Origin of the sequence: Streptomyces sp. NPDC048639 (assembly GCF_043199075.1) — a bacterium.
In the GTDB taxonomy this organism is placed as follows: domain Bacteria; phylum Actinomycetota; class Actinomycetes; order Streptomycetales; family Streptomycetaceae; genus Streptomyces.
The window spans coordinates 63,727-89,021 of the sequence record NZ_JBICVP010000009.1; the positions used below are offsets into that span (position 1 = coordinate 63,727).

Consider the following 25,295-nt stretch of genomic DNA (forward strand, 5'->3'; position numbering starts at 1 on the left):
CAGGGCGTGAGGGCCATGGCTTGGGCAGGGTGGGACGGCGAACCTCAACCGAGGTCGGGCGCGTGCAACGCGCGTACGCCCTCGATGTTGCCGTCCAGGTAGTGCCGCAGCGACAGCGGCACCACCTCCACCGAGGCGATCCCGACCCGCGTGAACGGGATGCGCACGATCTCGTACTGCCCGCAGGGCTCGTCCACTTCCGGGCCGTGCCGCCGCGAGGGGTCCATCGACTCCAGCCGGCAGACGAAGAAGTGCTGGACCTTGACGCCCGTCACCCCGCCGTCGCTGATGTGCTCGACGGTGTCGACGAAGACCGGTACGACGTCGGTGACTTTCGCGCCCAGCTCCTCATCGACCTCGCGGTGCAGCGCGTCCACGACGGTCGCGTCCCCGGGCTCGACGCCGCCGCCCGGCGTGATCCAGTACGGCGCGTAGCCGGGCTTGGTCCGCTTGATAAGGATCATCTGGTCGCCGTCGAGCAGGATGGCGCGAGCGGTGCGTTTGACCACGGGGCGAACGGTCATGGAGAAGATGTGGCCCAGGTCCGGCCCGCCGAAACCGCCGCGGGGCAAAGTCGTGTCGGCAGTCGCCGCGCCCCGCGCCCCGCGCCCCGCGCCCCGCGCCCCCGCATCCTCGGTGCTCCGTGACCGCCACGCCCCCCGAGGCGCCGCCCCGTCACCAGTCCGCGGCCGCACGCAGCAGCCATTCGTACGCCCGGGCCAGGTGCGGCAGCGCCAGCGTCCCGGCCCGCACGGCCAGGAAGTAGGTGCGCAGCGGCGGCACCGGCGGATCGAGGAGGGCGACGAGTTCCCCGGTGTCCAGCGCGTCCTCGCACAGATAGCGAGGCAGTACGGCCAGTCCCACGCCGGAGACGGCACAGCCGAGGACGGCCCGCAGATCGGGTGCGACGACTGTCGCCGGGGCGGCCGGCTTGGCGTCGAAGACGGCCGCCCAGTAGCGGGAGACCAGCGGCATGCTTTCGTGGACCTCCACCACGGGCAACTCGTCCAGCGCCCGCGCCCCGTGCACCTGCACCCCGCCCGTCGCGCCGATCCGCGCCGCCCACCGGGGGGAGGCGACCAGGACGTGCTCCTCGTCGCACAGCGGTGTGGAAGTGAGCAGCCCGCCCCGGGGACGGGCCGTGGTGATCACGAGGTCGTGGTGGCCCGCGGCCAGTCCGTCGAGGGTGTCCTCCGCACTGCCGAACGCGGTGCGGAGGTCCAGGCCCTGGCCGATGAGCGGGGTGAGCGCGGGCAGCGCACGCTGCGCGGTGAACTCCGGCGGGCCCGCCAGATGGAGCGTGCGCTCCGCGGAGCCCTCGTCGAGGCCCGCTTCGGTGATCTCCAGCAGGGCGTCGAGGTGCGGGGCGACCTTGTGGGCCAGTTCGTCGCCGGTGGTGGTGGGGGTGACGCCGCGGGCCTGCCGGAGGAAGAGGGGGCGCCCCAACTGCCGTTCCAGCGACCGGATCTGGCTCGTGACGGCGGGCTGGGAGAGCCCGAGGAGGGCGGCGGCGCGGGTGAAGGACCCGGCTCGGTGCACGGCGACGAAGGTACGGAGCAGGGCCAGATCCATGCCCACTCCTCATGATCGACGGCGCGCGGACAGCTGCCAACTATAAATTTGTCGATAGGCATGTGTCGCTACTGTGATTGGACACTGACGCAGAGTCAACTAGCCTGGAATCAACGGTTCGTTGCGCGTTGAACCGGGGCGGTTCGAGCCACGAGGGGGGAGGCTCGAGCCGCCCGAAACGGGGCGACCGTCCGCATTCCGCACGCTCCCCCCGCTACGCGCCCGCCGCCTCGTCCAGGGCCCGCAGCACGTCCGCGACCAGGTCCTCCGCGTCCTCGACGCCCACCGAGAAGCGGATGAAACCCTCCGGTACCGCGTCCCCGCCCCACCGCCCGCGCCGCTCGGCCGTGGACCGTACGCCGCCGAAGCTCGTCGCGTCGTCGGCCAGACGCAGGGCGGCCAGAAATCGCTCCGCGTGCGCCCGGTCCGGCAGGGCGAAGGACACCACGCAGCCGAACCGGCCGCCGCGCATCTGCCGCGCCGCGAGGGCATGCGCGGGATCGGAGGGCAGGCCGGGGTGGCGCAGGCCGGTGATCTCCGGGCGGTCGCGCAGCGCCTCGGCGAGGGCGAGGGCGTTCGCCGCCTGCCGGTCGACCCGCAGGTGGAGGGTGGCCAGCGAGCGATGGGCGAGCCAGGCCTCCATCGGGCCGGGGACGGCACCGGCGGTCTTGCGCCACAGTCGTACGGCGGCGGCGCGTTCGGGGTCGCGGCATGAGACGTAGCCGAGCAGCAGATCGCCGTGGCCGGTCAGCGCCTTGGTGCCGCTGGCCACCGAGAAGTCGGCACCCAGGCCGAGCGGGCGCTGACCGAGCGGAGTGGCAAGGGTGTTGTCGACGGCGACCAGCGCGCCCGCCGCGTGCGCGGCGTCCGCGAGGCGCCGGATGTCGCACACATCCAGGCCGGGGTTGGACGGCGTCTCGATCCACAGCAGCTTCGCGCCCCGTACCCGCTCGATCTGCGCGTCGCCCGCGGTCGGCGCGGTGCGTACCTCGACCCCGTACGCCTCCAGGCGCTCGCGCACCAGCGGCAGCGCCTGGTAGCCGTCGTCGGGGAGCACCACCGCGTCGCCGGAGCGCACCTGGGAGAGCAGCACGGCGGAGATCGCCCCCATGCCGGAGGGGAACGCCACGGTCTGCACGTCGTCCGCGCCGGGGGCCTCCAGCTCGCCGATGGCCCGCTCCAGCCCGGTCCAGGTCGGGTTGCCGTCGCGGCCGTAGGTGTACGGGCCGACGGCGTCGCCGGGCAGGTGGTAGTGGGCGGCGAAGACCGGGCCGGGCAGCGCCGGTTCGTATGCCGCGGGCTCGGGCAGGCCGGCGCGTACGACGCGGGTTCCGTCACCGGTCATGTGCCGCCTCCTGGTGGTCGCCGAGGGACGGGCGCACCGCGTCGAGCAGCGCCTCCGCGGCGGGCTCGATGAGGGCGAGGCAGTGCTCGAAGCCCTCGCGGTCGCCGTAGTAGGGGTCGGGAACGTCGGAGCCGTCGCCGGTGTCGTCGACATACGACAGCAGCAGCCGCACCTTGGCCGCGTCCTCGGGGGTGGGGGCCAGGGCCCGCAGCTCCCGGAGGTGTCCGCGGTCGAGCGCGATGACCAGATCGCGCTCGGTGAACCACTGCTCACGGAACTGCCGGGCCGCGTGCCCGGAGGCGTAGCCGGAACCCAGCAGGACCTCGATGGTCCTTCCGTCCGCCTCCTCGCCCTCGAACCAGCCGCCCGTGCCCGCGGAGTCCACCTCGATCAGCGCGTCGAGCCCGGCCTCCTCCACGCGGGCACGGAAGACGGCCGCGGCCATGGGCGAGCGGCAGATGTTGCCGGTGCACACGAAGCACACGCGGTACGGGGGACGGGGGGACGGGCTCATGGGCCCATCATCCGTCACCGGGTTCAGTCGTCGTCGTCCGGGAGAACCATGTGCATCGCCCAGGACACGATCGCGACGATCAGGCCGCCGAGGACTGCCGTCCAGAAGCCCTCCACATGGAAGGAGAGATCGAACTCACCCGCCAGCCAGGAGGTGAGCAGCAGCATCAGGGCGTTGATCACCAGCGAGATCAGGCCGAGGGTGAAGATGTAGAGCGGGAGCGCGAGCAGCTTGACGACCGGCTTGACGAAGAAGTTCACGAGCCCGAAGAGCAGGGCCACGAGTATCAGGGTGAGGACCTCGCGGCCCGTGTTGTCGCCTGTGAGCGTGATGTCCTTGAGCAGCCAGATGGCCACGGCCAGGGCCGCCGCGTTCGCGATCGTCTTGACGAGGAATTGCTTCATGGTGAGATCGTGACAGACCTGATCGGCGATGCTTAAGGGTGGGACAGGGATGAAGGCGTTCCGGCTGGATGAACTGGAGGCGGAGCGCGCCGCCAACGATGGTGCATACCTTCAGTTTCTTCGCGAAAGGAACATGTCGGTCGGGCTGTACGCGCTCGATGCCGGGTCCGCCGACCCTCAGCAGCCGCACCGCCAGGACGAGGTGTACTTCGTGGTGAGCGGCCGTGCCTCGGTCACCGTCGGGATGGAGACCACCCAGGTCGCGCGCGGCAGCGTCGTCTTCGTACCGGCCGGCGTCGCCCACAAGTTCCACCACATCACCGAGGACCTGCGCGTCCTGGTCGTCTTCTCTCCCCCTGAGAGCTGAGACGCGGGCTCCCTGTCCCTAGGGGACCGGTCAGGGAAGGACGGGGGCCCGCGGCCCTCCGCGGGACTCCCCGCCCGCCTAGCATCGAACGCAGCAACGACCCTTCCGGAAGGACCGGGAGCGAGAAGCGGAAGCAGGGGACGGACGTGGCGGTCAAGGAGATCTACGCGGGTCTGCCGTGGTGGGTGAAGTGGGTCGCGGTGCCCTTGCTCGCGCTCCTCGTCTTCGGCGGCATCATCCTCAAGGTGGTCGGCGTCGTCATCGCGCTGCTCTTCAAGGCGCTGGTGCTCGTCGCTCTCGTCGCCGGACTCATCTACGTGGTGCGGAAGTTCACTTCTTCCTCCTCCGGCGACCGCTAGCGGCCCGGGGGCGGCTCTCCGCCCCCGGCGCCGGCCGGTCCGCGGAGACGACCAGCGCGGCCAGGCCCGTGGTCACCGGCACCGACGCCACCAGCCCGATGCTGCCGACCAGGGTCCGTACGATCTCCTCCGCGACGAGCTCGCTGTTCGCCACGGTCCCCACATCGCTCTGCGCGACCGAGAACAGAAGCAGCAGCGGCAGGGCAGCGCCCGCGTACGCCAGGACGAGCGTGTTCACCACCGAGGCGATGTGGTCCCGGCCGATGCGCAGGCCCGCACGGTAGAGCTGACGCGCCGTCATCGCCTCGTCGGCCTGCTTCAGCTCCCACACCACCGACGTCTGCGTGACCGTCACGTCGTCCAGGACGCCCAGCGAGCCGATGACGACACCGGCCAGCAGCAGACCACTGAGGTCGATGCCGGGATAGAGGCCGTGGATCAGCCCGGTCTCGTCCGAGGTGTTCCCGGTGAGCTGAGCCCAGCCGATGAACACCGAACCCAGCAGCCCGATCAGCAGCAGGGAGACCAGCGTGCCGAGGGCCGCCACGGACGTCCGTGCGTTGAGGCCGTGGCAGGTGTAGAGGGCGATCAGCATGATCGCGCTGCTGCCGACCATGGCCACGATCAGCGGGTTCGAACCGTGCAGGATCGCCGGAAGGATGAAGAACGACAGGACGGCGAAACTGACGGCCAGGGCGATCAGCGCCATCAGCCCCCGCATCCGGCCCACCAGCACGACGGCGAGCGCGAAGATCCCCGCGAGCAGCGCCATGGGGAATCCGCGGTCCACGTCGGTGACGGAGTACTGCAGTTCGCGGGGGGCGCCGGGCGCGTACGCCACCACGACGCCCTGCCCGGTGGTCAGTTGACGCGGCGCGTCGGGCTGCACGATCTCCTCGAACCTCCGGCCCGAGTCCTTGCCCGAGGTCACCTCGACCGTCGCCCGCTTGCAGGTGCCGGGAGACTTCTCCGCGCCGCCCGGGGGCTGCGTCCGCGAACCGTCGGCGGACGGGGGCTGCTGCGGCTGGACGTTGACGTCCTTGCAGTCGACCTCCTCGACCTTCACGACCCGGCCGGACTCCGTCTGCCGGTCGAAGCCGACCCCGGACCGTTCGTGATCGGGCACCCCGCCCGGCCAGAGCACGATCAGGCCGGCGACCACGGCCACGGCGAACGGGATCAGCACCGCGGCGATGATCTTGCGCAGATGCTGGGAGACGGGCGCGGCAGGGCCGTGACTGTGGGAGTGGCTGTGCGAGTGGGGCTCGGGCGTTGGCGTCACCGCCCGATCATCGCAAGGACGGTGTGCGGCGTGATGCCCGCCGTCCGGTCCGCGGTCGGACGGCAACATGACCGCATCCGCATCCGCATCCGCACGCGCCTGCGCACCGGCGTCGGTCCCGACGACGGGACCGGTCCGGGGCCCGGCGCGACGTCCGCTCCGGGAGACCCCCTTTTCCCGTACCGGAACGACCCGTTACCGTGGTGGCGCCTTTCTGCACACGCGGGAGCTCGGAGCACCGGGCTGAGAGGGCGCTGACCTCCGTAGGGGGTGTCCGGCCGATGCCGGGGACCGTCACGGAAGCCGCTGCGTCGACCGCCGAACCTGTTACCGGGTAATGCCGGCGTAGGGAGTAGGTCTCATGACCATTCAGGACGCACGCACGCCTGCCAGCGGCGACTCGACCGAGATCGGCTGGCACAAGGACCACGTGACCGGTTCGCGCCCGGACTTGAGGGTCCCGGTGCGGCGAGTGCACCTCACCAACGGGCAGGACGTCACGCTCTACGACACCTCCGGCCCGTACACCGACCCCAATGTCGAAACCGATGTCCGCCGCGGCCTCGCGCCGCTGCGGGAGAACTGGATCATCACCCGCGGCGACACGGAGGAGTACGCCGGCCGTCCGGTGCGCCCCGAGGACGACGGCATCAAGCACACCTCGCCGCGCGGCGGCCTGCGCAACCTGGACGCGGTCTTCCCCGGCCGCCCGCGCCTGCCCCGGCGCGGGCGCGACGGGCGGGCCGTGACCCAGCTCGCGTACGCCCGCCGGGGCGAGATCACGGCGGAGATGGAGTACGTGGCGCTCCGCGAGAACGTCGCGCCCGAGGTCGTCCGCGAGGAGATCGCGGCGGGCCGCGCCGTACTCCCGGCGAACGTCAACCACCCGGAGATCGAGCCGATGATCATCGGCAAGCGGTTCCTGGTGAAGGTCAACGCCAACATCGGCAATTCCGCGGTCACTTCCTCCATCGAGGAGGAGGTGGACAAGATGACCTGGGCCACCCAATGGGGCGCCGACACGGTCATGGACCTCTCCACCGGCCGCAACATCCACACCACCCGCGAGTGGGTACTGCGCAACTCCCCCGTCCCCATCGGCACCGTCCCCCTCTACCAGGCGCTGGAGAAGGTCGACGGCAAGGCCGAGGAACTGACCTGGGAGATCTACAAGGACACCGTCATCGAGCAGGCCGAGCAGGGCGTCGACTACATGACGGTCCACGCCGGCGTCCGCCTCCCGTACGTCCCGCTGACCGCCCGCCGCAAGACCGGCATCGTCTCCCGCGGCGGCTCGATCATGGCGGCGTGGTGCCTGGCCCACCACAAGGAGTCGTTCCTCTACGAGCACTTCGAGGAGCTCTGCGACATCCTCGCCGCCTACGACGTCACGTACTCGCTCGGCGACGGCCTGCGGCCAGGCTCGATCGCGGATGCCAACGACGAGGCGCAGTTCGCGGAGCTGGAGACGCTGGGCGAGCTGAACCGCATCGCCAAGTCCCGTGGTGTGCAGACGATGATCGAGGGCCCGGGCCACGTCCCGATGCACAAGATCAAGGAGAACATCGACCTCCAGCAGGACATCTGCGAGGAGGCGCCCTTCTACACACTCGGCCCGCTGACGACCGACGTCGCCCCCGCCTACGACCACATCACCTCGGGCATCGGCGCCGCGATGATCGCCTGGTGGGGCACGGCGATGCTCTGCTACGTCACGCCCAAGGAGCACCTGGGGCTGCCGGACCGGGACGACGTGAAGACGGGCGTCATCACGTACAAGATCGCCGCCCACGCGGCCGACCTGGCGAAGGGACACCCGGGCGCGCAGGAGTGGGACGACGCGCTGTCGGACGCGCGGTTCGAGTTCCGCTGGGAGGACCAGTTCAATCTGGCCCTCGACCCGGACACGGCCCGCGCCTTCCACGACCAGACACTCCCGGCGGAGCCGGCGAAGACCGCGCACTTCTGCTCGATGTGCGGCCCGAAGTTCTGCTCGATGAAGATCAGCAGAAGCATCACCGAGCAGTTCGCCCCGGATCTTGCCGGGACCAGCGAAGAAGAGATCGCGGCGGGGATGATGGCCAAGTCGGCCGAGTTCGCCGCGCAGGGCAACCGGGTCTATCTGCCCATTGCGGATTGATCTTCCAGCGTTTTCTCGGTGTCCCCCAACAGGCGCGTTCGGAAAGTGGGTTGGGGGACACTGCTCTGCCCGCCCAGTGAGGCATGTGCAGTGCGCAGGGCAACTTCCGACAACAGGTGAGACCGCGGGACGTCGTCGACCGTGATAGTCCACGTGCATGCCGAAGAAGTCTCCACATGCCGGCACATCCCTTTTCGGACGGCTGCGCCGGGCATTCCGCGACTCGCCTGTCGGCCGGGGGTGGCGGCGCTCCACAGATCTTGAACTGGGGTCGCGTTCGCTGGGGTTCGCTGCGCTCGGACTCCTCACGTTGGTGCCGTTGCTGCTCGTTGTCTCCGCGGCCGATCCGGAGCGCGGGCGGGGGTTCGCGCAGTGGCTCGGGGACGGGCTCGGCGTATCGATGGCCTCCAAAGAGCAGGTCGAGGAGCTGTTCGCCCGGCCCGGCCAGGCTCTGCGGACCACGACTGCCTTCGGTATTGCTGCCCTCGCCGTATTCGGTCTGACCTTCGGGGCGGCGGTGCAGACCGGCTACGAGAAGGTCTGGGGTCTGCCCTCGGCCCGCTGGTACGCGAGGTGGCGGCACGTGCTGTGGCTCTGTGTACTCGTCGCATATCTCTTCGTTTCCGCCACCACCAGGCTGTGGCGGGGCTCCCTGACTGGCGGGTTCGCCGCAGCGCTGAGCGCTCTCCTGTTGTTCTGGTGGTCGCAGCGCATTCTGCTCGGCGGGCGGGTTCGCTGGCGGGCTCTGCTGCCCGGTGCGTTGGCCACCGTCATCGGCCTGGTCGGCCTCAGGGTCTTCTCCCGGCTCATCTTCTCGCCCCTGATCGCATCCAATGCCGTCACCTACGGTCCCTTCGGAACCGTCCTTGTCCTCCAGTCCTGGCTGGTGGGCGTGGGAGTCGTCGTATTCGGCGGTGCACTGGCCGGGCGTCTGCTGCACGAGGAGCTTCCACGCTTCACGCATGCATGGAAACGCGCCCGGAGTTGAGAGCGCTGAAGCACTCCGCGAAAGCGAAGGCCATCGCGAGAGTCCCGTCAGCGTTGCGCCCCAACCCGGCGAAGGTAGTGCTGAGACGCGGGATTCCTGCCGCTCGCGCCGCGGTTGTACCACCAAGCTCGGTCGGTTCACGTAACGCGCGTCCGGATAACGAGCGTTGACGAATCATGCTCCGAATTGGTTGGGATTCCTGGCCGGCCGACCCCGTGAAGGGGACAGGATTTCTCCGACAGCAACTCGCCGATGTAACTATTCGATTATCTGTATCGCGGTTGATGATTAGCTCCAGGATTCACCCATATGAATCCCGTGTGCATGTTTTCGGCGGGCTAGCATTGCAACGGCAAGAGTTGAGCGATTCACCGGGCATCGAAACGAGTCGCAGAAAAGAATTCGCCGCGTTTCCTCACAGGAGTGGGCCTCTCGATGACGCTGAAATACTTTGGAGCGCCCAAGCGGCGCACACTTGCGACCTGGTTCGCGGCGGTCGCCGTGATGATCGCAGGCGCCGTGGGCTTCGTACAGACGCAGGCCCACGCCATTGCGACCGCTGTCCCCCTGGGTACGGCGACCTCATTCGCGGTTCTGGGTGGCCAGTCGGTGACCAACACTGGTCCCTCCGTGGTCAACGGCGATCTCGGAGTGAGTCCCGGGACGTCGATCACCGGCTTTTTCCCGCCCGGCATCGTGAACGGGGTCATTTACCAACCCCCGAGTACCGTCCCCGCGGATGCCCAGACCGACCTGGTCGCTGCCTACAACAACGCCGCCGGTCAGGCATCGGATGGCACCCTCCCGCCGGACGCCGGTGGTCTGACGCTCGTTCCGGGCGTCTACAGCCGCCCCGCCGCCGCAGGGATGGGCCTCACCGGCACGCTCACGCTGGACGCGCAAGGCGACCCCAACGCCGTCTGGGTGTTCCAGATCCCAGAGGCGCTGACGACGGCCACGGGCAGCTCGGTGTCCCTCATCAACGGGGCCTCGCCGTGCAATGTCTTCTGGCAGATCGGAACCTCCGCCACCATCGGCTCGGGGACCAGGTTCGTGGGCACCATCATGGCGCTGCAGTCGATCACCTTGAACGACGCAGCGACCATCAACGGCCGGGCGCTGGCACGGAACGGTTCCGTCACGATGATCAACAATGTGATCACTCGCCCGCAGTGTGGCAGTGCGACGACCGGCGCCACCACGGGTGCGACAACAACGGGCGCCACCACGACGACGGGTGGCACCGACGGCGGACTGATCGGCGGCATCACCACCGGCGGTGTCACCAACGGCGGGGTCACCTCGGGCGGACTCACGACCGGCGGGGTCACCACCGGCGGCACCATCGCCGGCAACACCACCGGAGCGACCACAGGCGCCACCACCGGAGAGACCACCGGCGCCACCACTGGTGCGACAACCGGTGCGACGACGGGCGGTGCCACAACAGGTGCCACGACGGGTGGTGACACGACCGGCGCGACCACGGGCGCGACTACCGGTTCCATCACCGGCGGCAACGGCGGCGGCGACCACGGACGACACCACGGCCGCCATGGCCGTGATCACGGTGACCAGGGTGACCACCACGGTCGGCCGGGCGGTGGCGGTGGCCATGGCCAGTATCCCGGTGGCGAGGGTGAGCACCACGGCGGCAAGGGTCAGAAGCCGGGCGGCGAGGGTGAGCACCACGGCGGTAAGGGCCAGAAGCCCGGTGACAAGGGTGAGCACCACGGCGGCAAGGGCCAGAAGCCTGGCGACGCGGGTGAGCACCACGGTGACAAGGGTGACAAGGAAGCGCGCGACAGCTACGAGGAAGCGCAGAAGCAACTCTCCTGGTGACCAAGAGACACCGGCAGCACTCCGGCAACAACGGAGAGCGGCCGAAACACCAGGGATGACGAGCCTCGTCGCACGGACAGCGGGACCGGGACGGCCTTGCTGATTCGCGAGCCACAGGGTGGCGAATCAGCAAGCCGGACAGCCCTCTCGCTTCCTATGGGGGCCGGTCCGACACGACGGCTCCAACGAGGGCGCGAGCCCTCCGACGCGACGGCTCGCAGTGGATGAATGGGCGGCACGCGGCGGATCCTCTCGGATTCCGCCGCGTGCCCGCCCCGGATCAGGCACCGGGGAAGACGGATGACGCCCCTCGTCACCCCGGTCCGCAACGCAGCCCCGTTCTGAACGAGGGGCCGCGAACATGTCGGCGGGGGCGCGGATGTGCGCAGGAAGCTCGGGAGAAGCAGATGCGTGCAGTCAGGATGGGGAAGGACCGGGTGCGGCCGTGCTGGGTGGCATTGAGTCAGTTCATGTGAAGGAACCCCGTGAACGGGGGGAAGAGGGGGGCGCGAACGGTGCACCACCGGCGCCACCGTCCTCCGGCGGGCAGAGTGGTCCCTCCCAGGGGCTCTCCGGACTACCGCAACCGCTCAGGACGGCGATCAGCCTCGCGGTCGCGCTGTGCTTGGCAATCTCAGTCGTCCACGTGCTTCTGCTGTTTCTGCACGTGGCCCCCTCGAACAGGATTTCAAAGTCTTACAGCAAGCCGATCAACGCGTGGGTCTATCCCCTGTTCGAACAGAACTGGCGACTCTTCGCTCCGGAACCGGAGTCGGTCAATCGGCACATCTCGGTGAGGACCAGGCTGACTGCCGCTGACGGCACGGTCGAGGTCGGCGACTGGTTCGACCTGACAGCCGTCGACAATGCAGCGGTCAGGCACAACCCGTTCCCGAGTCATACCGCGCAGAACACGCTGCGCCGGGCCTGGACCACGTATCTCGAATTGCACGGCAGTGAAGATCAGTCACGCACAGAGCGGGCTCTGATGCTGAAGAAGTATCTGCGCAACATCGCGGCGGAGCGCGTCGCCGCCCACCGGCACCAGGCATTTGACAGCATTCAACTCCGGGTCATCACGCTGCCGATCACGTCGACCGGCTCAGTGAGCAGTCCTCAGCGGACAGCACCAGCCCCTGTCGACACGCGGTATCTGCCGTGGTGGAAGACGCCATCCCATGCGAACTGAGCAGGCACCAGATATGACACCCTCGCCGCGCCCGACGGCATCGCGGACCGACGACGCCACCCAGCGACTGCACGACCTCCATGTGGCGCTCCGCACCAAGCTCACAGAACAACCGATCTCCTTGTACGCGGCAGCAGTGCTGCGCATCGGATACGGCCTGCTCTATTTCGCTTTCCTCCTGCGGGAGTTCGGGCACCGTGACGAGATCTGGGGCCCCGGTTCACCGTGGACTCCCGAACTGGCCACCCAGCTGTTCGACCAGACGGGCTGGTTCAGCTTCCTCACGCTGTCCGACAGCCGGGCGTACTTCGAGTTCTGCTACGCGTCGGCCCTCGTCATCTCCGCGCTCTTCGCGCTCGGCTGGCGCACCAGGGCGGTGTCCGTGCTGTTCGCAGCCGTGGTGGCCTGCTTCCACGCGAGGGCCATCTACATGGCGGACGGAGGAGACAACCTGATGCTCCTCATGGCCGTGTACCTCTGCTTCACCGCCTGCGGTCGACGCTGGTCCCTCGACGCCCGCAGGGCCCGGCTCGGCGTCCCCTCGGAAAGCGCAGTACAGCTACCGTCCCGATCGAGTGCGACCGAGATCAGGTCCCAACTCGGCTCCGCACGCCGCATCCTCGTCACGACGCTGCACAACTGCGGCATGTTCGTCATCGCGGTCCAGGTCTGCCTCCTCTACGCGTCGACGGGCTTGTACAAGGTGCAGGGGGAAACCTGGGCGAACGGGACGGCTCTCCACTACGTCCTGAACCTCGACCTGTTCCGGCCGTGGCCCGCGTTGTCGCACATGGCGGACGGGTATCCGATGATGCTCGTCGCCGTCGGATATCTGACGGTTCTTCTCCAGGTGGCCTTCCCGTTCACCCAGTTCGGCCGGTTCAAGTACCCCGTCCTGGCTGTGCTGCTCGGTATGCACATCGGTATCGCGATCCTCTTGGGGCTCCCGCTCTTCTCCGGCGCGATGATCGTCGCGGATGCCGTCTTCCTCCCGGACCGCTTCTACACGTTCCTGGCACGCACGTGCCGGCGCGCATTCCAGCGGGCACGCTCCGCCGGGCCGGGAGCCCCGTCACCCGCAGAAGCTTCTCTCGTACCGGCGCAATCCGGGCCGGTCGGCTGAGCCGTACTGCACGACCTGTGGGCACGCCCAGCCCCCCCCGAAGAGGGGCACCGAGTCCGCCCTCCTGGTGCGGAGTGATCGTCTCGATGAAGATCAGTAGAAGCATCACAGAGCAGTTCGGCCCTGACGCGCCTGTGACCAGCGAAGATGAGATTGCGGCGGGGATGATGGCCAAGTCCGCCGAGTTCGCGGCTCAGGGCAACCGGGTCTACCTGCCCGTTGTGGAGTGATCTTCTAGCATCTCCGCGTCCCCCGGCGCAAGTGTCGGGGGACGCTGCCGTCTTCACTGCAGCGATATTCGTCAGTGTGACGTGAATTGGGGGAAGGCGGCCACGTGGTGGCGCTGCTCTGGAATGCTTGGAGGTACTTCGAGAGGGGCTGCCGCAATGCAGTGGAAGATCCATGGGGAACGTCCGATCTACGAGAACCCTTGGGTGAACTTGTGGCTGACTGACGTTGAGCAGCCGGATGGGCGTCGGTGGGAGTACCACGTCGTCAAGCTCCGCCACTTGGCTGTCGCTGTGGTCGTGAATGCCCGTGATGAGGTTCTGATGATGTGGCGCCATCGGTTCATTACGGACGCCTGGGCCTGGGAGCTCCCCATGGGTCTGGTAGAGGCCGATGAGACCCCGATGGGGGCGGCCGCTCGTGAGGTGCTTGAGGAGACGGGCTGGCGGCCGGGGCCGATGAAACCCCTGATCTACGCTGAACCGGCCAACGGTATTACGGACTCGCAGCACCATGTGTTCCGTGCTGACGGGGCCACGTACGAGGCTCCGCCGACCGAGCAGAACGAGTCTGACCGCGTCGAGTGGGTTCCGCTGGCGCAGGTCCGAGAGATGATCGACCGCCGTGAGATCGTCAGCAGCGGTTCTCTCGTCGGCCTGATGTATGTGCTCATGGACGAGGCGAGCCGCTGACCCGCATCGGGAGGGCTACCCGCAGACGTGACTCGAAGGCGGTGGCTACGGGCTCCTCACGATGCGGAGCCAGCTCGTCGTAGAACTCGCGGAGATGCCCGGCTACGCGCTCAGAGGCCACCGAGGCTGCGGGTTCCAGCGCGTCGGTAGCGGTCTGGCACGCCTGATCCAGCTTACCGAGGCCAAGCTGCGTGCGAGCGAGCCAGAACGCGTGGAACGCGCGGCCACGCTGGTTCGTGCTGTTCTCTCTGCGTAAGGCTTCGGCGATCAATGGTTCAGCCGTGGCGGCTTCGCCCAAGCGCCCATGCGCGATGCCTGTATCGACAATGAGCTTTGGCTCATCGAAGTAGGTCACCCAGGCTGGGTCGGTGTCACCTCGCTGGATCTGGTCGAAGTGGCGATGTGCTTCGCCGATCGACGCGTGGGTGGCGTATCGGTTGCCGAGACTCGCGTGCGCGAAGGCTTCCCTGAGAGACAACATCGACAGAACACGAGGTGTCGTACCCGGAGCGGCCCGGGCTTCATCTTGGGCGGCGTTGACAAGTGCGAGCGCATCCGCGGGCTTTTCCTGGTACGTAGCCTGCAAGCTCATGCAGGCCAACACATTGGCCATGAACTGCCGGTCGTCGATCTCCTTGGAGAGTTGCAACGCCTCGGTGAAGTACGCGCGGGCCTGGTTGTACTGGAGCGCATCGAAGTACGTCCACCCGGTGAGGCGAGCGAGCTCTGCCGCTACGCCGTACAAGCCGTGCCGTATGGCGGCCGGGCGGTTCTCTTTGAGGAGGCCGACGACGTATCGAAGCTGGCCGAGCACGGCCGGCCTCAGGGCCTCGCCGCCGTGCTGGTCGTCCCGTCTCCAGTAGTCCTCGATCGAAGACCGAAGTGCCTGAAGCATTGACGGGCTCGGGTCGGTCCGCGACGTGAGAGTGAGGATGCTGTCCACTTCGGCCCCCGGCAGGGAGGCAGGAGCCACAGGATCTGACGCTACGGATTGCGGCGTAGTCCTTCCATCCGTAGCGAGAGCGAGCGGTGTCTCCCACGTCCGCCGGGCCAGACCGAGCATGTGACCGGGGATGCGCAAGCCGTCCGCAATGCGCTCGATCACGTCCATGTGTTGTAACTGGCGCCTACCGGACATCACTTCACCGACACGACTGGGCGTCAGCTCGCATCGCCGAGCGATCATGGACGGATAGATGCCCGCGTACACCTTGACCAGCCTGAAGACCCTCGCGAAGTCCCTGGCCCGGCAGGCCCGGACCATCTCAGGATTCGTTAGCAGACTGGCAGGCAGTTCCCGTGAGCGGCACGACTCGGGCATTGGGCAGGCTCCCACACGTGAGGACTACGCAACGTCGCTCGATCTCTACTTCCCGTGATGTTACCCAAGTTGGGTAATCAGCCGGACCTTTCTGACCTGGCCCACGCATAGCGATCCTCCTAGGTATGGCGAGCAATCAGCAGGCCGGACCAGGCATCGGGAACCTGGCCAAGGACACGACCAACGGACGTATCGGTGTCGTCATGGCCATGATCGGCGGACGGGTGCAACTGCGACCGATCAACGGCGGCACGGAATGGGATGCGAAGCCGGACAAGGTCGTTGCACTCCGGGCGCGCGACGAACTGAGCGCCCGCCTGGCAATCAGGAACGGCAACAGCCGGACCGGGCTGTGATGCGCGTCATCGGCCGGTATGCGGGAGTCCTGTTCATCGTCATGATCAGCGGGTCGTGCGGCCTGGTGATCGGCGTGGCACTCGCTATGGGCCAGTAGACCGGCTGCCCCGAACGGGTGTCAGTTCCCCGGCTCCCCGTCCCCGTTCGGGGCGAGCCTCAAGGCCCGCGTCTTGGTCGTCCATGAGCCATGGCTAGCGACGGATGCGGGCGGCAAGTGCCACGCACCCCTACAACAAGGAGAATTGGCATGACGGCAACAGCGAACGATCAGAGGACCGGCCGCGCAGTGGCTGGCGAGGAGTTGCACGAAAGCCTGGCCCGCTTCGTGGTCGTCCACAACGGGCAGTCACCCGAGCGTGCCGAGCGGATCGCGGACCAGGCCGTGGCATTTCTGGTCACGGCAGCAACGGCCACTGTTCCCATGGTCCCGTCCGACGACGTGGATCTCGGGCTTCACGCGCTGATCCTGCACACGAGGGAGTATGCGGAGCTCTGTGAGAAGTACGCGGGTCGCTTCCTGCACCACAACCCGAAGCCTGGCGGGGGAGCGCGTGACTCGGAGATGGTTGCTGCTTCGGCCCAGGCGATGAAGGCTGCCGGGTTCATGGTCTTCGATGACCTGTGGACTGTGGACGGCAGGAACCTCGCTCAGTGTGACTCGGACTGCGGCCGTCCGTACGGTCAGGCGTAGTACGCAGCCGTAGCGACGCGGCCGGCCTCGCTCGTGGTCGGCCGCGTTCGCCCGGAAGGAGAACTCAATTTGCCCGGGTCACCCTCTGAACTGCCGATGGTGCTGCTCGACGCGCTCATGCCCATGTCTCAGCGGTTGGTCGTGGACCGCCGCGGTTCGATGGTCTGGGAGGTGGACAGCCATCTGGGCCACTACGCCGTGAAGCTCGGTTATCCCATCGAGGCCACTGCCGACTGGCCGGCCCAGCCCTGGACGGCCCTCGCCCCCGCACGCGAGGGGGCCGTGCTGCATCGCCTCGGCTTGGATGACTCTGCGTACGGCGAGTGGGAACACGGGTGGTGGAACTTCCAGCCGTGGCATGAAGGGCCGGACCTGTACCAACTGTGGGAGCCCTGCCGTGGACAAGGCTCGCCCGTCGCACCGCGGGCCAGCGTGGCGTTGGGGTGTGCGGAGGCTCTGGCTGAACTGCACGCCAAGGGCTGGGCCCACGGTGACGTACAACCCGCCCACTTCATCATCGGGTCCGAGCGGACGCACCTCATCGACCTCGCCCTTGCCCGGGGCGGACACGTACCTGAGGGGTACGACTTCCCATTCCGTGGCTGCCTCGTTCACTACGAAGCGCCTGAGATTGCCCTCAGCGTGCTCGCGACAGGAGAAGCCGAGCCGACGCAGGAAGCCGACATCTACGCGCTCGGCGCGTCCCTGCTCATCTCCGCCACGGGCTGGCGGGCGGTCGCGTATCCGGACGACGCTCCACGCCCCGTGCAGAGAAAGGCCGTGGCGAACGGGAAGCGTCGTCCCGTGGAAGCGCCCGGTGAACTGGGTGAACTGATCGACGCCATGCTCAGCCACACTCCGGCGGATCGACCGACCATCCACGAGGTGCGCAAGGCCCTGAGCTGACCCGAAGCGCCATTGCAACGTAAGAAGCCGAGCGCCCTTCAGATTGGACAGCTTCCGGGTGGTCCGGCCACAGAACCTCTGATAGGTACCCCGGTGCTGGTGGACCGATGCTGTTGGCGTGCTCGGATGCGGGTCTGTTGCAACCCAGGCTCAACGCTGTTGACCTAGAGAGTGCTGACCTGAGCCACCGAAAGTCAGCAACGACGAAGTGTGCGCTGAATGAGCACCCGTCACGTGTGCCTCCATCAGCCAGGGACTGCCTAAGCCATGTATTGCTCAGGATGGGCGGCTGGAGGCTGATCGCTGCTCTTACATCAGTGGCGCGTCCCTCACCAACGCATGAAGCAGCAGGGCTTCGGTGCGGTGGCCGCCGTCATCGGGTACGGCAGGAGTCCCGTGTGCGCGAGTCCGGGCCCATGGAAGGCGGTCCGGTGATGGAACCAGCTCAGCCGGCGTCGTCGTAGAGCTGATCGCCCGGCGTCATGTCGAGCGCCGCGCGCAAGTTCCTGCGATCGCTGATCCCGAACTTCATGTACACCCGTTGCAGGTGGTTGCCCGCGGTACGGATGGAGATGCCCAGGTCCTCCGCGATCTGGGCGTTCTTCCGGCCGTCGGCCGCGAGCAGGGCGATTTCGAGCTCTCTGGTCGTCAGAAGGGCCAGGACGCGGGGCGGAGCCAGACCCGGAGTGCGCACCACCGGTCCGCACTCCTGCACGAACTCCTGTACGCGAGCCGTCATCCGCGTCGCGTTCTGCGTCTCGCCCTGTTCGGTGAAGACCGTGGCGCCCCAGGTGGCCACCTCCGCGGCGAGCAGGAAGGCGCCCGTCCTGGCCAGTTCCTCCGCGCATTTCTCCAGCGACGCCGCATTGTTGCGGGCCCGGGCCGTAGCTGCTCGCAGTCTGAGCTGAACGAAGGGGTTGTCCGAGTCCTTCAGGATTCGGGCGAGCTCCTCATAGGCCTGGTCGACACCACCCAGCCGCATGACGTCGAACAAGAAGTGGGTACGCGACACTTCAAGGCCTGACGACTCCGCATTCCGTGCGCCTTTGAGCAATTCCTCCCGGGCATCGGACAGTCTGCCTTCCGCCGCCGACACCCAGGCTCGTACCAGGGGAGCTTCCGGTCGCCACGGTTGGTGCGACTGCAAGGACTCCGCGGCATGGAGTGCCTTCTGTGCTTCGGACAGCTCTCCCGTGACCGCGGCCACGAGCGCCTGCCCGTGGAGTCCGGACCACAGGCCCAGCAGAAAGCTCCGTTCTCTGCTGAGGGCCACGAGCGTGGCGAACCAGAAGCGGGCCCCGCTGAGGTCTCCCCGCAGATAGCAGATCCACCCGAGGTGCATGGCCGGCCAGTACTGAGCCGTGTGCGCCCGGGCCGCTACGGCTCGCTCGTAGGCGCTGCGGGCCAGGGGCATGGCAGTGGCGAACTCACCGGCCTCGGCCAGTGCCCGGGCGCGGGTGCTGTCCAGGACGATCTGGGGGGTCCCGTACTCCCCCTCGATCAGCAGCTCTTCGTCCGGTCGCTGCTGCAGGGCGGACGGTTCGGGTTCAGGAGCGCGGCCGCTCTCGGACCGGATGTACACGCGTGGTGCAGCGGCGATGATGTGGGCGAGAACGTTCGCCTCACCGCTGTCCAGTTCGTCGATGAGACGTTGCGAGTTGCGCATATGGCCGGCGGTGCTCCAGAGAGCGGCTTCGTTCGCGTCCAGTACGTCCTTGGCCGGACCGCTGCTGAAGGCTTCCCGCGCCTCGGAGTTGGCGGCGAGCGCGTCGTCGATGCGCATCATGCCCAGCGCCAGGTTCTGCGCTCGGACCACTACCCCGCGAAGCCTTATCTCCCCGTCCGTCTCCAGGCCCATGAGTTTCTGCAGCGCCTCCTCGGCCTGGAGGTGTTCGCCGCACTCGAAGCCGAACTCACCGGCCAGGAGGTGGGAGACCCCGTCGGGGTGCCGTTGGATCAGGGCTTGCGCCAGCGTGTGAGCGGCGGAGAAGTCCGATGCCGCGCGGGCCTGGCCTATCGACTGCTCCAGGCGGTCGACCGGAACGGGATCGGAGGCCTGCAAACGCCAGAGGGTGGCGGTGAGCGACGGGGTGCTGGAGTCCCGCTCGGCCCGTTCGGCACGATCGAGCAGCAGCCGGCGAGCCCGGAATGCAGAGGTGGTCGACCGGATCACCAGACCGTGCACGGGGTCCGCCAGTGCCACCGTCTCGCCTCCCGGCTCGCGAAGCGTGTGCACCAGGCCCTGGCGGATGAGGGAATCCAGTACCTCCGGATCAAGATTCTGCCGGGTCTCCGGACCACCGAGCGCGAGGTCGTCCAGCACATCCCGCTCACCTTCCGTGAGCAGGGTGAACTCATGCGTGACCATGGAGGCCAGGCGGTCCGGCGGGGTGAGCTCGTGCGCGAGACGCCAGACGCCGCTCTCCCGGTTCAGCGCACCGGTGGCGACTGCATGGGAGACCAACTCGACGAGATAGAGAGGCAGCCCACTGCTGATCTTGTGCAGAAGTCGACTGGACCGCTCCTCGACAACCCCGTCCAGAACCCGCTCCAGAAGCGCCGTCACCGTGGGTTCATCCAGCGGTGGCACATGTACCGCTCGCACGGAGCAGACGCCGTCCTGCAACCACGCGGACGGGGCTTTCGCGCCGTTCCCGCTGACCGTCCCGACGACCTTCAGCTCACCCACGCGCATGAGGGAGAGGAGCACCTTGCGCGACGCCTCGTCGAGGAGATGCAGATTGTCCACGAGCACCACAGCCGCCGGGCGCCCCCGCCGGCGGCGCAGAGCGGGGTTCAAGGGCACACCGGTCGGGCCCGCCCGGGTAGCGGATCCGTCGTCGGCGCGCGGAGAGAGCAGCGGCGCGACAGCGCCCATGGGGACGTCCTGTGACGCGACTGTCGCGGTGATGCCGGCGACCGGTACGCCATGGCCGCGCATGCGTTGAAGACAGGCCCTGCCCAGCCGGGTCTTGCCCGAGCTCGGAGCGCCCCACAGGACGACCCCCGAGACGCCGGGCGCCCGCAGGCCGTCGATCGCCGCCCGCAGCTCCGCGTCCCTCCCCACCAGGGGCCACCACTCGGGGAGAATCGTCGCGCTCATGGGTGCTCCAAGCAGCCTTCAGAGGACGCGGGCACCATCGGCCGGGCATCGTGGCGGCATCGTCCGGGACGAGAACACGTCTGCGGCACTCATTCACGGTAGATCCGCACGGGGCACGTCGCGACTCGCCGCGGAATGCTTGCAGCACGCTGCTTCAGAGACGTATCGCGTCGACACGGCTTTGGCTATGGCTATGGCAACGGCAGCGATCACGGACTGCTCCTCCGGTGTCCCGCCGCCCCCGGTCATACGCGTACGGGGGACGCTGCCGATTCCGGTGCCCTTCCGGGGCAGCCGGCCATGCGGACCGCCCGGCCGAACTCGCCGCCTGGCCGCTCGCCGTCCGTCCGACGGGTCAACCGGCCCGCAGAGCAACGGAGTCGGCAGGTCCCCAGTCCAGGATCCGGGAGGATCCGGGAGGACGCAGGAGGATCAGAGGGTCAGGACTTCAGCGCGGCGAGTGCCGTCTTCGCCGCGCTGATCGCGCCCTTCTCCATCTCCCCGGCCCCCGGCGCCTTCTTGTTGTCGAAGTCGGCGCCGTTGTAGGTCACGGTGACCAGGGCATTGGCCTTGCGCACGATGACCGTGACCTCGCGCGTCTCCTGCCCTTCGTCCTCGGTGAGCTTCGAGCCGACCGAGGCCTCGTCGCCGAGGCCGGAGGTGACGCTCGCCAGCTCCCGGTTGCCGTAGATCGTGCGGGCCGCCTTGTCGTCGGTGACCTCGAAGGTCACATCGAGCCAGCGGTAGTCGAACCCCTTCAGCGCGTTCCAGGCGCAGCCCGTACGACGCTGGGGGTCGCTGGTGCCGAGTTCCTTGCCCGCCGTCTTCGCGCCGGGGACCAGATCCTTCACCGTCGCCGCGGGAATGGCCGGGCAGGCCGAGGGCGGCTTGGCGATCTCGGGGGCCGCGGCGGCCGTCCGCTCAGGACCGGAGGCGGGGGCGCCGGAGCGGGCCTCTTCGGCGGGGCGGGCCATGGCCCAGCCTGCCGTGGCGAGCACGGCGACCGGCAGGAGCCGGGCGGCCAGCATCAGATGCAGAGACGGCACAGCGGCGTTCTCTTCAGTCGTGGGGGTGCGACCCCATGAGGTTGCCATACGAATCCGGCCACGAACAGACGTGCCGGGCATCCGGACCACGACGGCCTGGTGGCCTCCCTGTTCATGGAGGGTCCCCTGCGACGTTCATGGAGAGTCCCTGCGAACTCCGGCCCGCGTCGCCGGGGTCCTGCGCGGATCCCCGCTTCCGGGCGCCTTCCCCGGCCGCTATGTCGGCTCGTGCTCCGGCCCGCCGTAGTCCGGGCTCGTGTAGCCCGGACTCTCGAACGACGGGCGGGCCGATGTCTCCTCCGGTCCGCCCTCCGTGCTGAACGACGGCCGCGAGTAGCCCAGTTGCGGCGTACGGTGCTGCACCTCCGCCTCACCCCCGTACGCGCTCTGCCCACCGCCGTACGCGCCATCTCCGCTCCTGCGGGACGGGGCGGCCGGATCGGCCAGGGCCTCGCGGAGGAAGGGCAGTACGCCGCGTTCCAGCAGGGCCTGCCGCCATGCGTCTCTCGCGCGGCCGAGCTCCACCGCCTGTTCGTCCAGCGCCGAGGCGCGGAGCGAACTGGAGCCGTTGCGCAGGGCGGTGAGCAGCAGCCCCGCCATGGCGAGGACGATGCCCCCGGCGGTCAGGGCCACGAACACCCAGCCCGTGTTGATCAGAGAGGCGGCGGCGGGCTCGTCCCCGTCGACGGCGCGCAGCGTGTACCCGAGGAGCAGGAAGATCGCGGCGGCGATGGCCGCCAGCAGGGGAGCGAGGACGCAGACGATGGCGACGAGGCCCGCGCCGGTGGCCTCGGTCGGTCCGGCCATGGCGGCGGCCAGTCCCACTGAGTCGCTGTCGCCCTGCCCTGCGCCGTCCTCCGGCTCCGTGTCGTGGGCGGCGTCGGACGACGGGGCGCGGAGCTGATCGCGCAGCTTGACGTAGTCCTGGTACTCGGCCGCGGCGCAGGAGGATATGGCGGCCGATGCGGCGAGAGCCATCGTGCGCAACTGCTCGGTGTTGAGCCGGATCCGACCGACTTCGGCCGGATCCGGCTCCCGGCTCGTGCGCAGCGCCTCACCGAGGATCCGCTCGAACTCCGGACGGTCCTCGGGAAGCAGATGCGGAGCGCTGTTCATGTGCATCCCCCGGTGCTCCGTAGGCCTGTGTGCCGGCTCTCACCGGGCAGTTGGGCGGAAACGGAGGAGAGCCTGCTACGGATATGCCGATGGTAGAGCGGTTCCGGCACACCGTGACAGGGGGTTTCCGGAAAATGCCCGCTTCGCGGAGGCAACCTGTGCCCGTATGTCCGCGTCCGTAATCCTCAGTCGGTCAGCGGAAGTTGAACAACCAGCAGCTTTCCGGCCATCGTCACGCCGCCGTCCATGGCGATGGCGAGTCCGTCGGCGTACACGTGCGGTCCCTGGATCTCGGGACGGTCACCGTCCTCCTCGTCCTCCGAGCCGACCTCGCCGAGCAGATACGGGATGGGGCTGTGGCCGTGGACGATGCGCCGCCCGCCGTACCGCGACAGCAGTTCGTGGACGGCCTGCGGCCCGGAGTCGTCGCGGAAGGCGAAGCGCTTGGTGAACTTGCGGAAGAGATCCCAGCATTCGTCCGCGTCGTTGCGGTGAATGATCTCGGTGACCCGGTCGTTGACGGCCTCGATCGAGTCGCCGAACTCCAGATAGGCGGTGGTGTCGGAGTGGACGAGCAGATGCCCGTCCTCCTCGGCGATGGCGTCCAGCCGGGACATCCACTGCAGGTGGTGGTCCTCAAGGCGCTCCATGTCGCTGCGCTGGCCACCGTTGAGGAGCCAGGCGGCCTGGAACGAGGCAGTCCCGGCACCGGAGTTGACGGGGGTGTCGGCGAACCGCTTGGCGCCGATGAGCAGCAGTTCGTGATTGCCCATCAGCGCCTTGCAGTAGCCGCCGGCGGCCGCGGCCTCCGCCGAGAGCCGCATCACCAGGTCGATGACGCCGATGCCGTCCGGGCCGCGGTCGGTGAAGTCGCCGAGGAACCAGAGCCGGGCGGTGCCGGCCGCCCAGTGGTCCTCGTCGTCGATGAGGCCCTGGGCGTGCAGTTCCGTGCGCAGTTCGTCGAGGTACCCGTGAACGTCGCCCACCACGAACAGCGGTCCTGGGCCCGCCTCCGGTGCCACGGCGCCGCCCGCCTCGGGCGAGGTGTCCCCGCTGAGGGTGAGCGTCGCCCCGTCGTGCACGCCGCTGCCGATGACCGGCAGGTCGCGCTCGGTCGGGGTGTACTCCGGCGGGAGGTCCGTCGAGTCCGTCGAGCCCACCGCATACGGAGCGGGGGGTGCGGTGTTCGGGTACACGGCAGCCGGATGTGGAACCGCGGGATACGCGCCGTGCGCGGACGCGAGTGACATCCCCGCCGTGGCCCCTGCTGCGGGTCCCTGACCGGCCCCCTGAGTCATCGACCCCTCCACCTTTGCGCCGCCGTGCACCCGTCGGACCCCTTCCCCTGCCCCGTGCCGGGGCACCCGGCGAAGCGAGCAGGAGAACCCCTGGTCGGCGGGTGGTCCGCAGTGTCGTGCGCCCATCATAGGAATGCCGCTCGCGGCTTGTGACGCACCAGGGGGCTCTCAATCACAACGGCTCCCGCAGACGTCGGCTATTTCTCCCGAAATTGCCTGGTAGCGACTCGTGGAGACTACGCCAGGGAGCGCACGTCGGCCGAATCAGCTCTGCGGGGCCGATCGTGGCGCACTCACCGTCGTGCGCGGGGGGCGCCGTTGGGAGGAGGTGCGCACGATCAGTTCGGTCGGTATGACCTGTTCGACCGGACCTCCGCCGTCCAGGCCCTCGATGGCGTCGATGAGGAGTTGGACGACCGCGGTGCCGATCCTGCGGGGCTTGAGGGACAGCGTGGTGATGGGTGGTTCGGTCGTCGCGTAGACGGTGGACTCGCTGCAGCAGACGAGCAGCAGGTCGTCGGGGACGCGCAGACCGTAGTGGCGCGCGGCGGCGAGCAGATCGGTGCCGTTGGGGTCGAACAGCCCGTACACGGCGTCGGGGCGGTCCGGCCGTGCGAGTAACCGGTCGGCGGCGACGGCCCCGGCACGCGGATCGTGGGCCGGGTATTCCTCGTACACCGGGTCCTGGCCCACGCGCTCGCACCAGGAGAGGTACGCGGTGGTGGACAGCCGCGTGTAGGTGTCGGTACTCGTCCCGGTGAGCAGGCCGATGCGCCGGGCGCCGGCCTCCGCGAGGTGGTCGAGCAGTCCGATCACGGCGGCTTGGTGGTCGTTGTCTACCCAGGCGGTGACGGGAAGCGAGCCGGCGGGGCGGCCGTCGGAGACGACGGGGAGCCCCTGGCGTACGAGTTCGGTCACCACGGGGTCGTGGTCGGACGGGTCGATGACGACCGTGCCGTCGAGGGCGACGTTCGACCAGACGTCGTGGCGCGAGGTCGCCGGAAGGATGACGAGGGCGTAGCCGCGGTCCAGGGCGGCTGATGTCGCGGCGCGTGCCATCTCGGCGAAGTACGCGAACTCGGTGAAGGTGAAAGGTTCATTCCCGTACGTGGTGACGGTGAGACCGATGAGACCGGAGCGGCCGGTCCTGAGGGTGCGGGCCGCGGCCGACGGGCGATAGCCCAGTCGGTCGGCGACCTCGCGAACATGGCGACGTGTGGCGTCCGGGAGCCGGCCCTTGCCGTTGAGCGCGTCCGAGACCGTGGTGATCGAGACGCCGGCGGCTGCGGCGACGTCCCGAATCCCTGCACGCCCCAGTCGACGACCGGACGACCGGCTCACCTGGTGCTTCCCTGCTGCTGTCATGGCGAGCCGATAGTAGGGCTCGGGTGGTCCATTAGCGGGACCCCCTG

The 25,295-nt window shown here is 68.5% G+C and carries 24 protein-coding genes and 1 riboswitch; of the genes, 12 read left to right on the top strand and 12 right to left on the bottom strand.

The features are described 5' to 3' along the window. Positions 1 to 44 precede the first annotated feature (44 nt). The 5 genes from ACGFNH_RS24245 to ACGFNH_RS24265 form a co-directional block, all read right to left on the bottom strand. Complete coding sequence (locus tag ACGFNH_RS24245; RefSeq protein WP_393656991.1) at positions 45 to 524, bottom strand: NUDIX domain-containing protein; 480 nt, start codon at positions 522 to 524, stop codon at positions 45 to 47. A gap of 151 nt (positions 525 to 675) precedes the next feature. After that, the gene (locus ACGFNH_RS24250; RefSeq protein ID WP_393656993.1) at positions 676 to 1,572 is read right to left on the bottom strand and encodes a LysR family transcriptional regulator; all 897 of its coding nucleotides are present in this window, start codon (positions 1,570 to 1,572) and stop codon (positions 676 to 678) included. Positions 1,573 to 1,786: 214 nt separating this feature from the next. Next, entirely contained in the window at positions 1,787 to 2,917 is a 1,131-nt protein-coding gene (locus tag ACGFNH_RS24255) for a cystathionine gamma-lyase (protein WP_393656995.1), read from the bottom strand. Continuing rightward, positions 2,907 to 3,431, bottom strand: a complete 525-nt coding sequence (locus tag ACGFNH_RS24260) for a low molecular weight protein-tyrosine-phosphatase (RefSeq protein WP_393656997.1) — start codon at positions 3,429 to 3,431, stop codon at positions 2,907 to 2,909. The genes ACGFNH_RS24255 and ACGFNH_RS24260 overlap by 11 nt, the downstream gene beginning before the upstream one ends. Before the next feature lie 23 nt (positions 3,432 to 3,454). Beyond that, a complete protein-coding gene (locus ACGFNH_RS24265; protein ID WP_393656999.1) occupies positions 3,455 to 3,835 on the bottom strand; it encodes a phage holin family protein in 381 nt (126 codons plus the stop codon). Positions 3,836 to 3,884: 49 nt separating this feature from the next. Here ACGFNH_RS24265 and ACGFNH_RS24270 point away from each other — a divergent pair, with 49 nt between their 5' ends. Continuing rightward, positions 3,885 to 4,202, top strand: coding sequence for a cupin domain-containing protein (locus ACGFNH_RS24270; RefSeq protein ID WP_393657000.1), 318 nt, complete (start codon positions 3,885 to 3,887; stop codon positions 4,200 to 4,202). Positions 4,203 to 4,348: 146 nt separating this feature from the next. Beyond that, positions 4,349 to 4,561: a DUF5326 family protein gene (locus ACGFNH_RS24275; protein WP_393657002.1), complete on the top strand. Its 213-nt coding sequence runs from the start codon at positions 4,349 to 4,351 to the stop codon at positions 4,559 to 4,561. Here ACGFNH_RS24275 and ACGFNH_RS24280 read toward each other — a convergent pair. Then, the gene (locus ACGFNH_RS24280) at positions 4,533 to 5,912 is read right to left on the bottom strand and encodes a YibE/F family protein (RefSeq protein ID WP_393657004.1); all 1,380 of its coding nucleotides are present in this window, start codon (positions 5,910 to 5,912) and stop codon (positions 4,533 to 4,535) included. The two genes, ACGFNH_RS24275 and ACGFNH_RS24280, sit on opposite strands and share 29 nt — an antisense overlap. 143 nt (positions 5,913 to 6,055) lie before the next feature. Continuing rightward, a riboswitch (TPP riboswitch) is annotated at positions 6,056 to 6,212 on the top strand. On the opposite strand from ACGFNH_RS24280, the gene thiC reads away from it, so the two are divergent. The 7 genes from thiC to ACGFNH_RS24315 all read left to right on the top strand — a co-directional run bounded on the left by thiC (position 6,205) and on the right by ACGFNH_RS24315 (position 14,045). Beyond that, positions 6,205 to 7,983: a phosphomethylpyrimidine synthase ThiC gene (gene thiC / locus ACGFNH_RS24285; RefSeq protein WP_393657006.1), complete on the top strand. Its 1,779-nt coding sequence runs from the start codon at positions 6,205 to 6,207 to the stop codon at positions 7,981 to 7,983. Its footprint overlaps the riboswitch before it by 8 nt. A 157-nt stretch (positions 7,984 to 8,140) precedes the next feature. Beyond that, positions 8,141 to 8,971, top strand: coding sequence for a YhjD/YihY/BrkB family envelope integrity protein (locus tag ACGFNH_RS24290; protein ID WP_393657008.1), 831 nt, complete (start codon positions 8,141 to 8,143; stop codon positions 8,969 to 8,971). 435 nt (positions 8,972 to 9,406) lie between these two features. Then, positions 9,407 to 10,813, top strand: a complete 1,407-nt coding sequence (locus ACGFNH_RS24295) for an ice-binding family protein (RefSeq protein WP_393657010.1) — start codon at positions 9,407 to 9,409, stop codon at positions 10,811 to 10,813. A gap of 646 nt (positions 10,814 to 11,459) precedes the next feature. Beyond that, a complete protein-coding gene (locus ACGFNH_RS24300) occupies positions 11,460 to 12,002 on the top strand; it encodes a DUF5819 family protein (RefSeq protein ID WP_393657012.1) in 543 nt (180 codons plus the stop codon). A gap of 13 nt (positions 12,003 to 12,015) precedes the next feature. Continuing rightward, the gene (locus ACGFNH_RS24305) at positions 12,016 to 13,125 is read left to right on the top strand and encodes an HTTM domain-containing protein (protein WP_393657014.1); all 1,110 of its coding nucleotides are present in this window, start codon (positions 12,016 to 12,018) and stop codon (positions 13,123 to 13,125) included. Between the two features lie 86 nt (positions 13,126 to 13,211). Continuing rightward, on the top strand, positions 13,212 to 13,355 hold the full coding sequence (locus ACGFNH_RS24310; protein WP_393657589.1) for a hypothetical protein: 144 nt from the start codon (positions 13,212 to 13,214) through the stop codon (positions 13,353 to 13,355). Between the two features lie 156 nt (positions 13,356 to 13,511). Beyond that, positions 13,512 to 14,045: an NUDIX hydrolase gene (locus ACGFNH_RS24315; protein WP_393657016.1), complete on the top strand. Its 534-nt coding sequence runs from the start codon at positions 13,512 to 13,514 to the stop codon at positions 14,043 to 14,045. Here ACGFNH_RS24315 and ACGFNH_RS24320 read toward each other — a convergent pair. After that, positions 14,023 to 15,366: a helix-turn-helix domain-containing protein gene (locus ACGFNH_RS24320; protein ID WP_393657018.1), complete on the bottom strand. Its 1,344-nt coding sequence runs from the start codon at positions 15,364 to 15,366 to the stop codon at positions 14,023 to 14,025. The two genes, ACGFNH_RS24315 and ACGFNH_RS24320, sit on opposite strands and share 23 nt — an antisense overlap. Positions 15,367 to 15,491: 125 nt before the next feature. On the opposite strand from ACGFNH_RS24320, the gene ACGFNH_RS24325 reads away from it, so the two are divergent. The 3 genes from ACGFNH_RS24325 to ACGFNH_RS24335 all read left to right on the top strand — a co-directional run bounded on the left by ACGFNH_RS24325 (position 15,492) and on the right by ACGFNH_RS24335 (position 17,320). Next, positions 15,492 to 15,722, top strand: a complete 231-nt coding sequence (locus ACGFNH_RS24325) for a hypothetical protein (RefSeq protein WP_393657020.1) — start codon at positions 15,492 to 15,494, stop codon at positions 15,720 to 15,722. A 248-nt stretch (positions 15,723 to 15,970) separates the two neighbouring features. Beyond that, the gene (locus tag ACGFNH_RS24330; RefSeq protein WP_393657022.1) at positions 15,971 to 16,414 is read left to right on the top strand and encodes a glycine-rich domain-containing protein; all 444 of its coding nucleotides are present in this window, start codon (positions 15,971 to 15,973) and stop codon (positions 16,412 to 16,414) included. A gap of 96 nt (positions 16,415 to 16,510) precedes the next feature. Continuing rightward, positions 16,511 to 17,320 (top strand): protein kinase, encoded by an 810-nt coding sequence (locus ACGFNH_RS24335; RefSeq protein WP_393657566.1) that lies wholly within the window; start codon positions 16,511 to 16,513, stop codon positions 17,318 to 17,320. Positions 17,321 to 17,765: 445 nt separating this feature from the next. On the opposite strand, the gene ACGFNH_RS24340 is transcribed toward ACGFNH_RS24335, so the two are convergent. The 5 genes from ACGFNH_RS24340 to ACGFNH_RS24360 form a co-directional block, all read right to left on the bottom strand. Further along, on the bottom strand, positions 17,766 to 20,423 hold the full coding sequence (locus ACGFNH_RS24340) for a LuxR C-terminal-related transcriptional regulator (protein WP_393657024.1): 2,658 nt from the start codon (positions 20,421 to 20,423) through the stop codon (positions 17,766 to 17,768). 440 nt (positions 20,424 to 20,863) lie between these two features. Further along, positions 20,864 to 21,469, bottom strand: a complete 606-nt coding sequence (locus tag ACGFNH_RS24345) for a hypothetical protein (protein WP_393657026.1) — start codon at positions 21,467 to 21,469, stop codon at positions 20,864 to 20,866. Between the two features lie 216 nt (positions 21,470 to 21,685). Then, on the bottom strand, positions 21,686 to 22,585 hold the full coding sequence (locus tag ACGFNH_RS24350; RefSeq protein ID WP_393657027.1) for a hypothetical protein: 900 nt from the start codon (positions 22,583 to 22,585) through the stop codon (positions 21,686 to 21,688). A 185-nt stretch (positions 22,586 to 22,770) separates the two neighbouring features. Next, on the bottom strand, positions 22,771 to 23,883 hold the full coding sequence (locus tag ACGFNH_RS24355) for a metallophosphoesterase (RefSeq protein ID WP_393657029.1): 1,113 nt from the start codon (positions 23,881 to 23,883) through the stop codon (positions 22,771 to 22,773). A 264-nt stretch (positions 23,884 to 24,147) separates the two neighbouring features. Then, the gene (locus ACGFNH_RS24360; RefSeq protein ID WP_393657030.1) at positions 24,148 to 25,248 is read right to left on the bottom strand and encodes a LacI family DNA-binding transcriptional regulator; all 1,101 of its coding nucleotides are present in this window, start codon (positions 25,246 to 25,248) and stop codon (positions 24,148 to 24,150) included. Between the last annotated feature and the right edge of the window lie 47 nt (positions 25,249 to 25,295).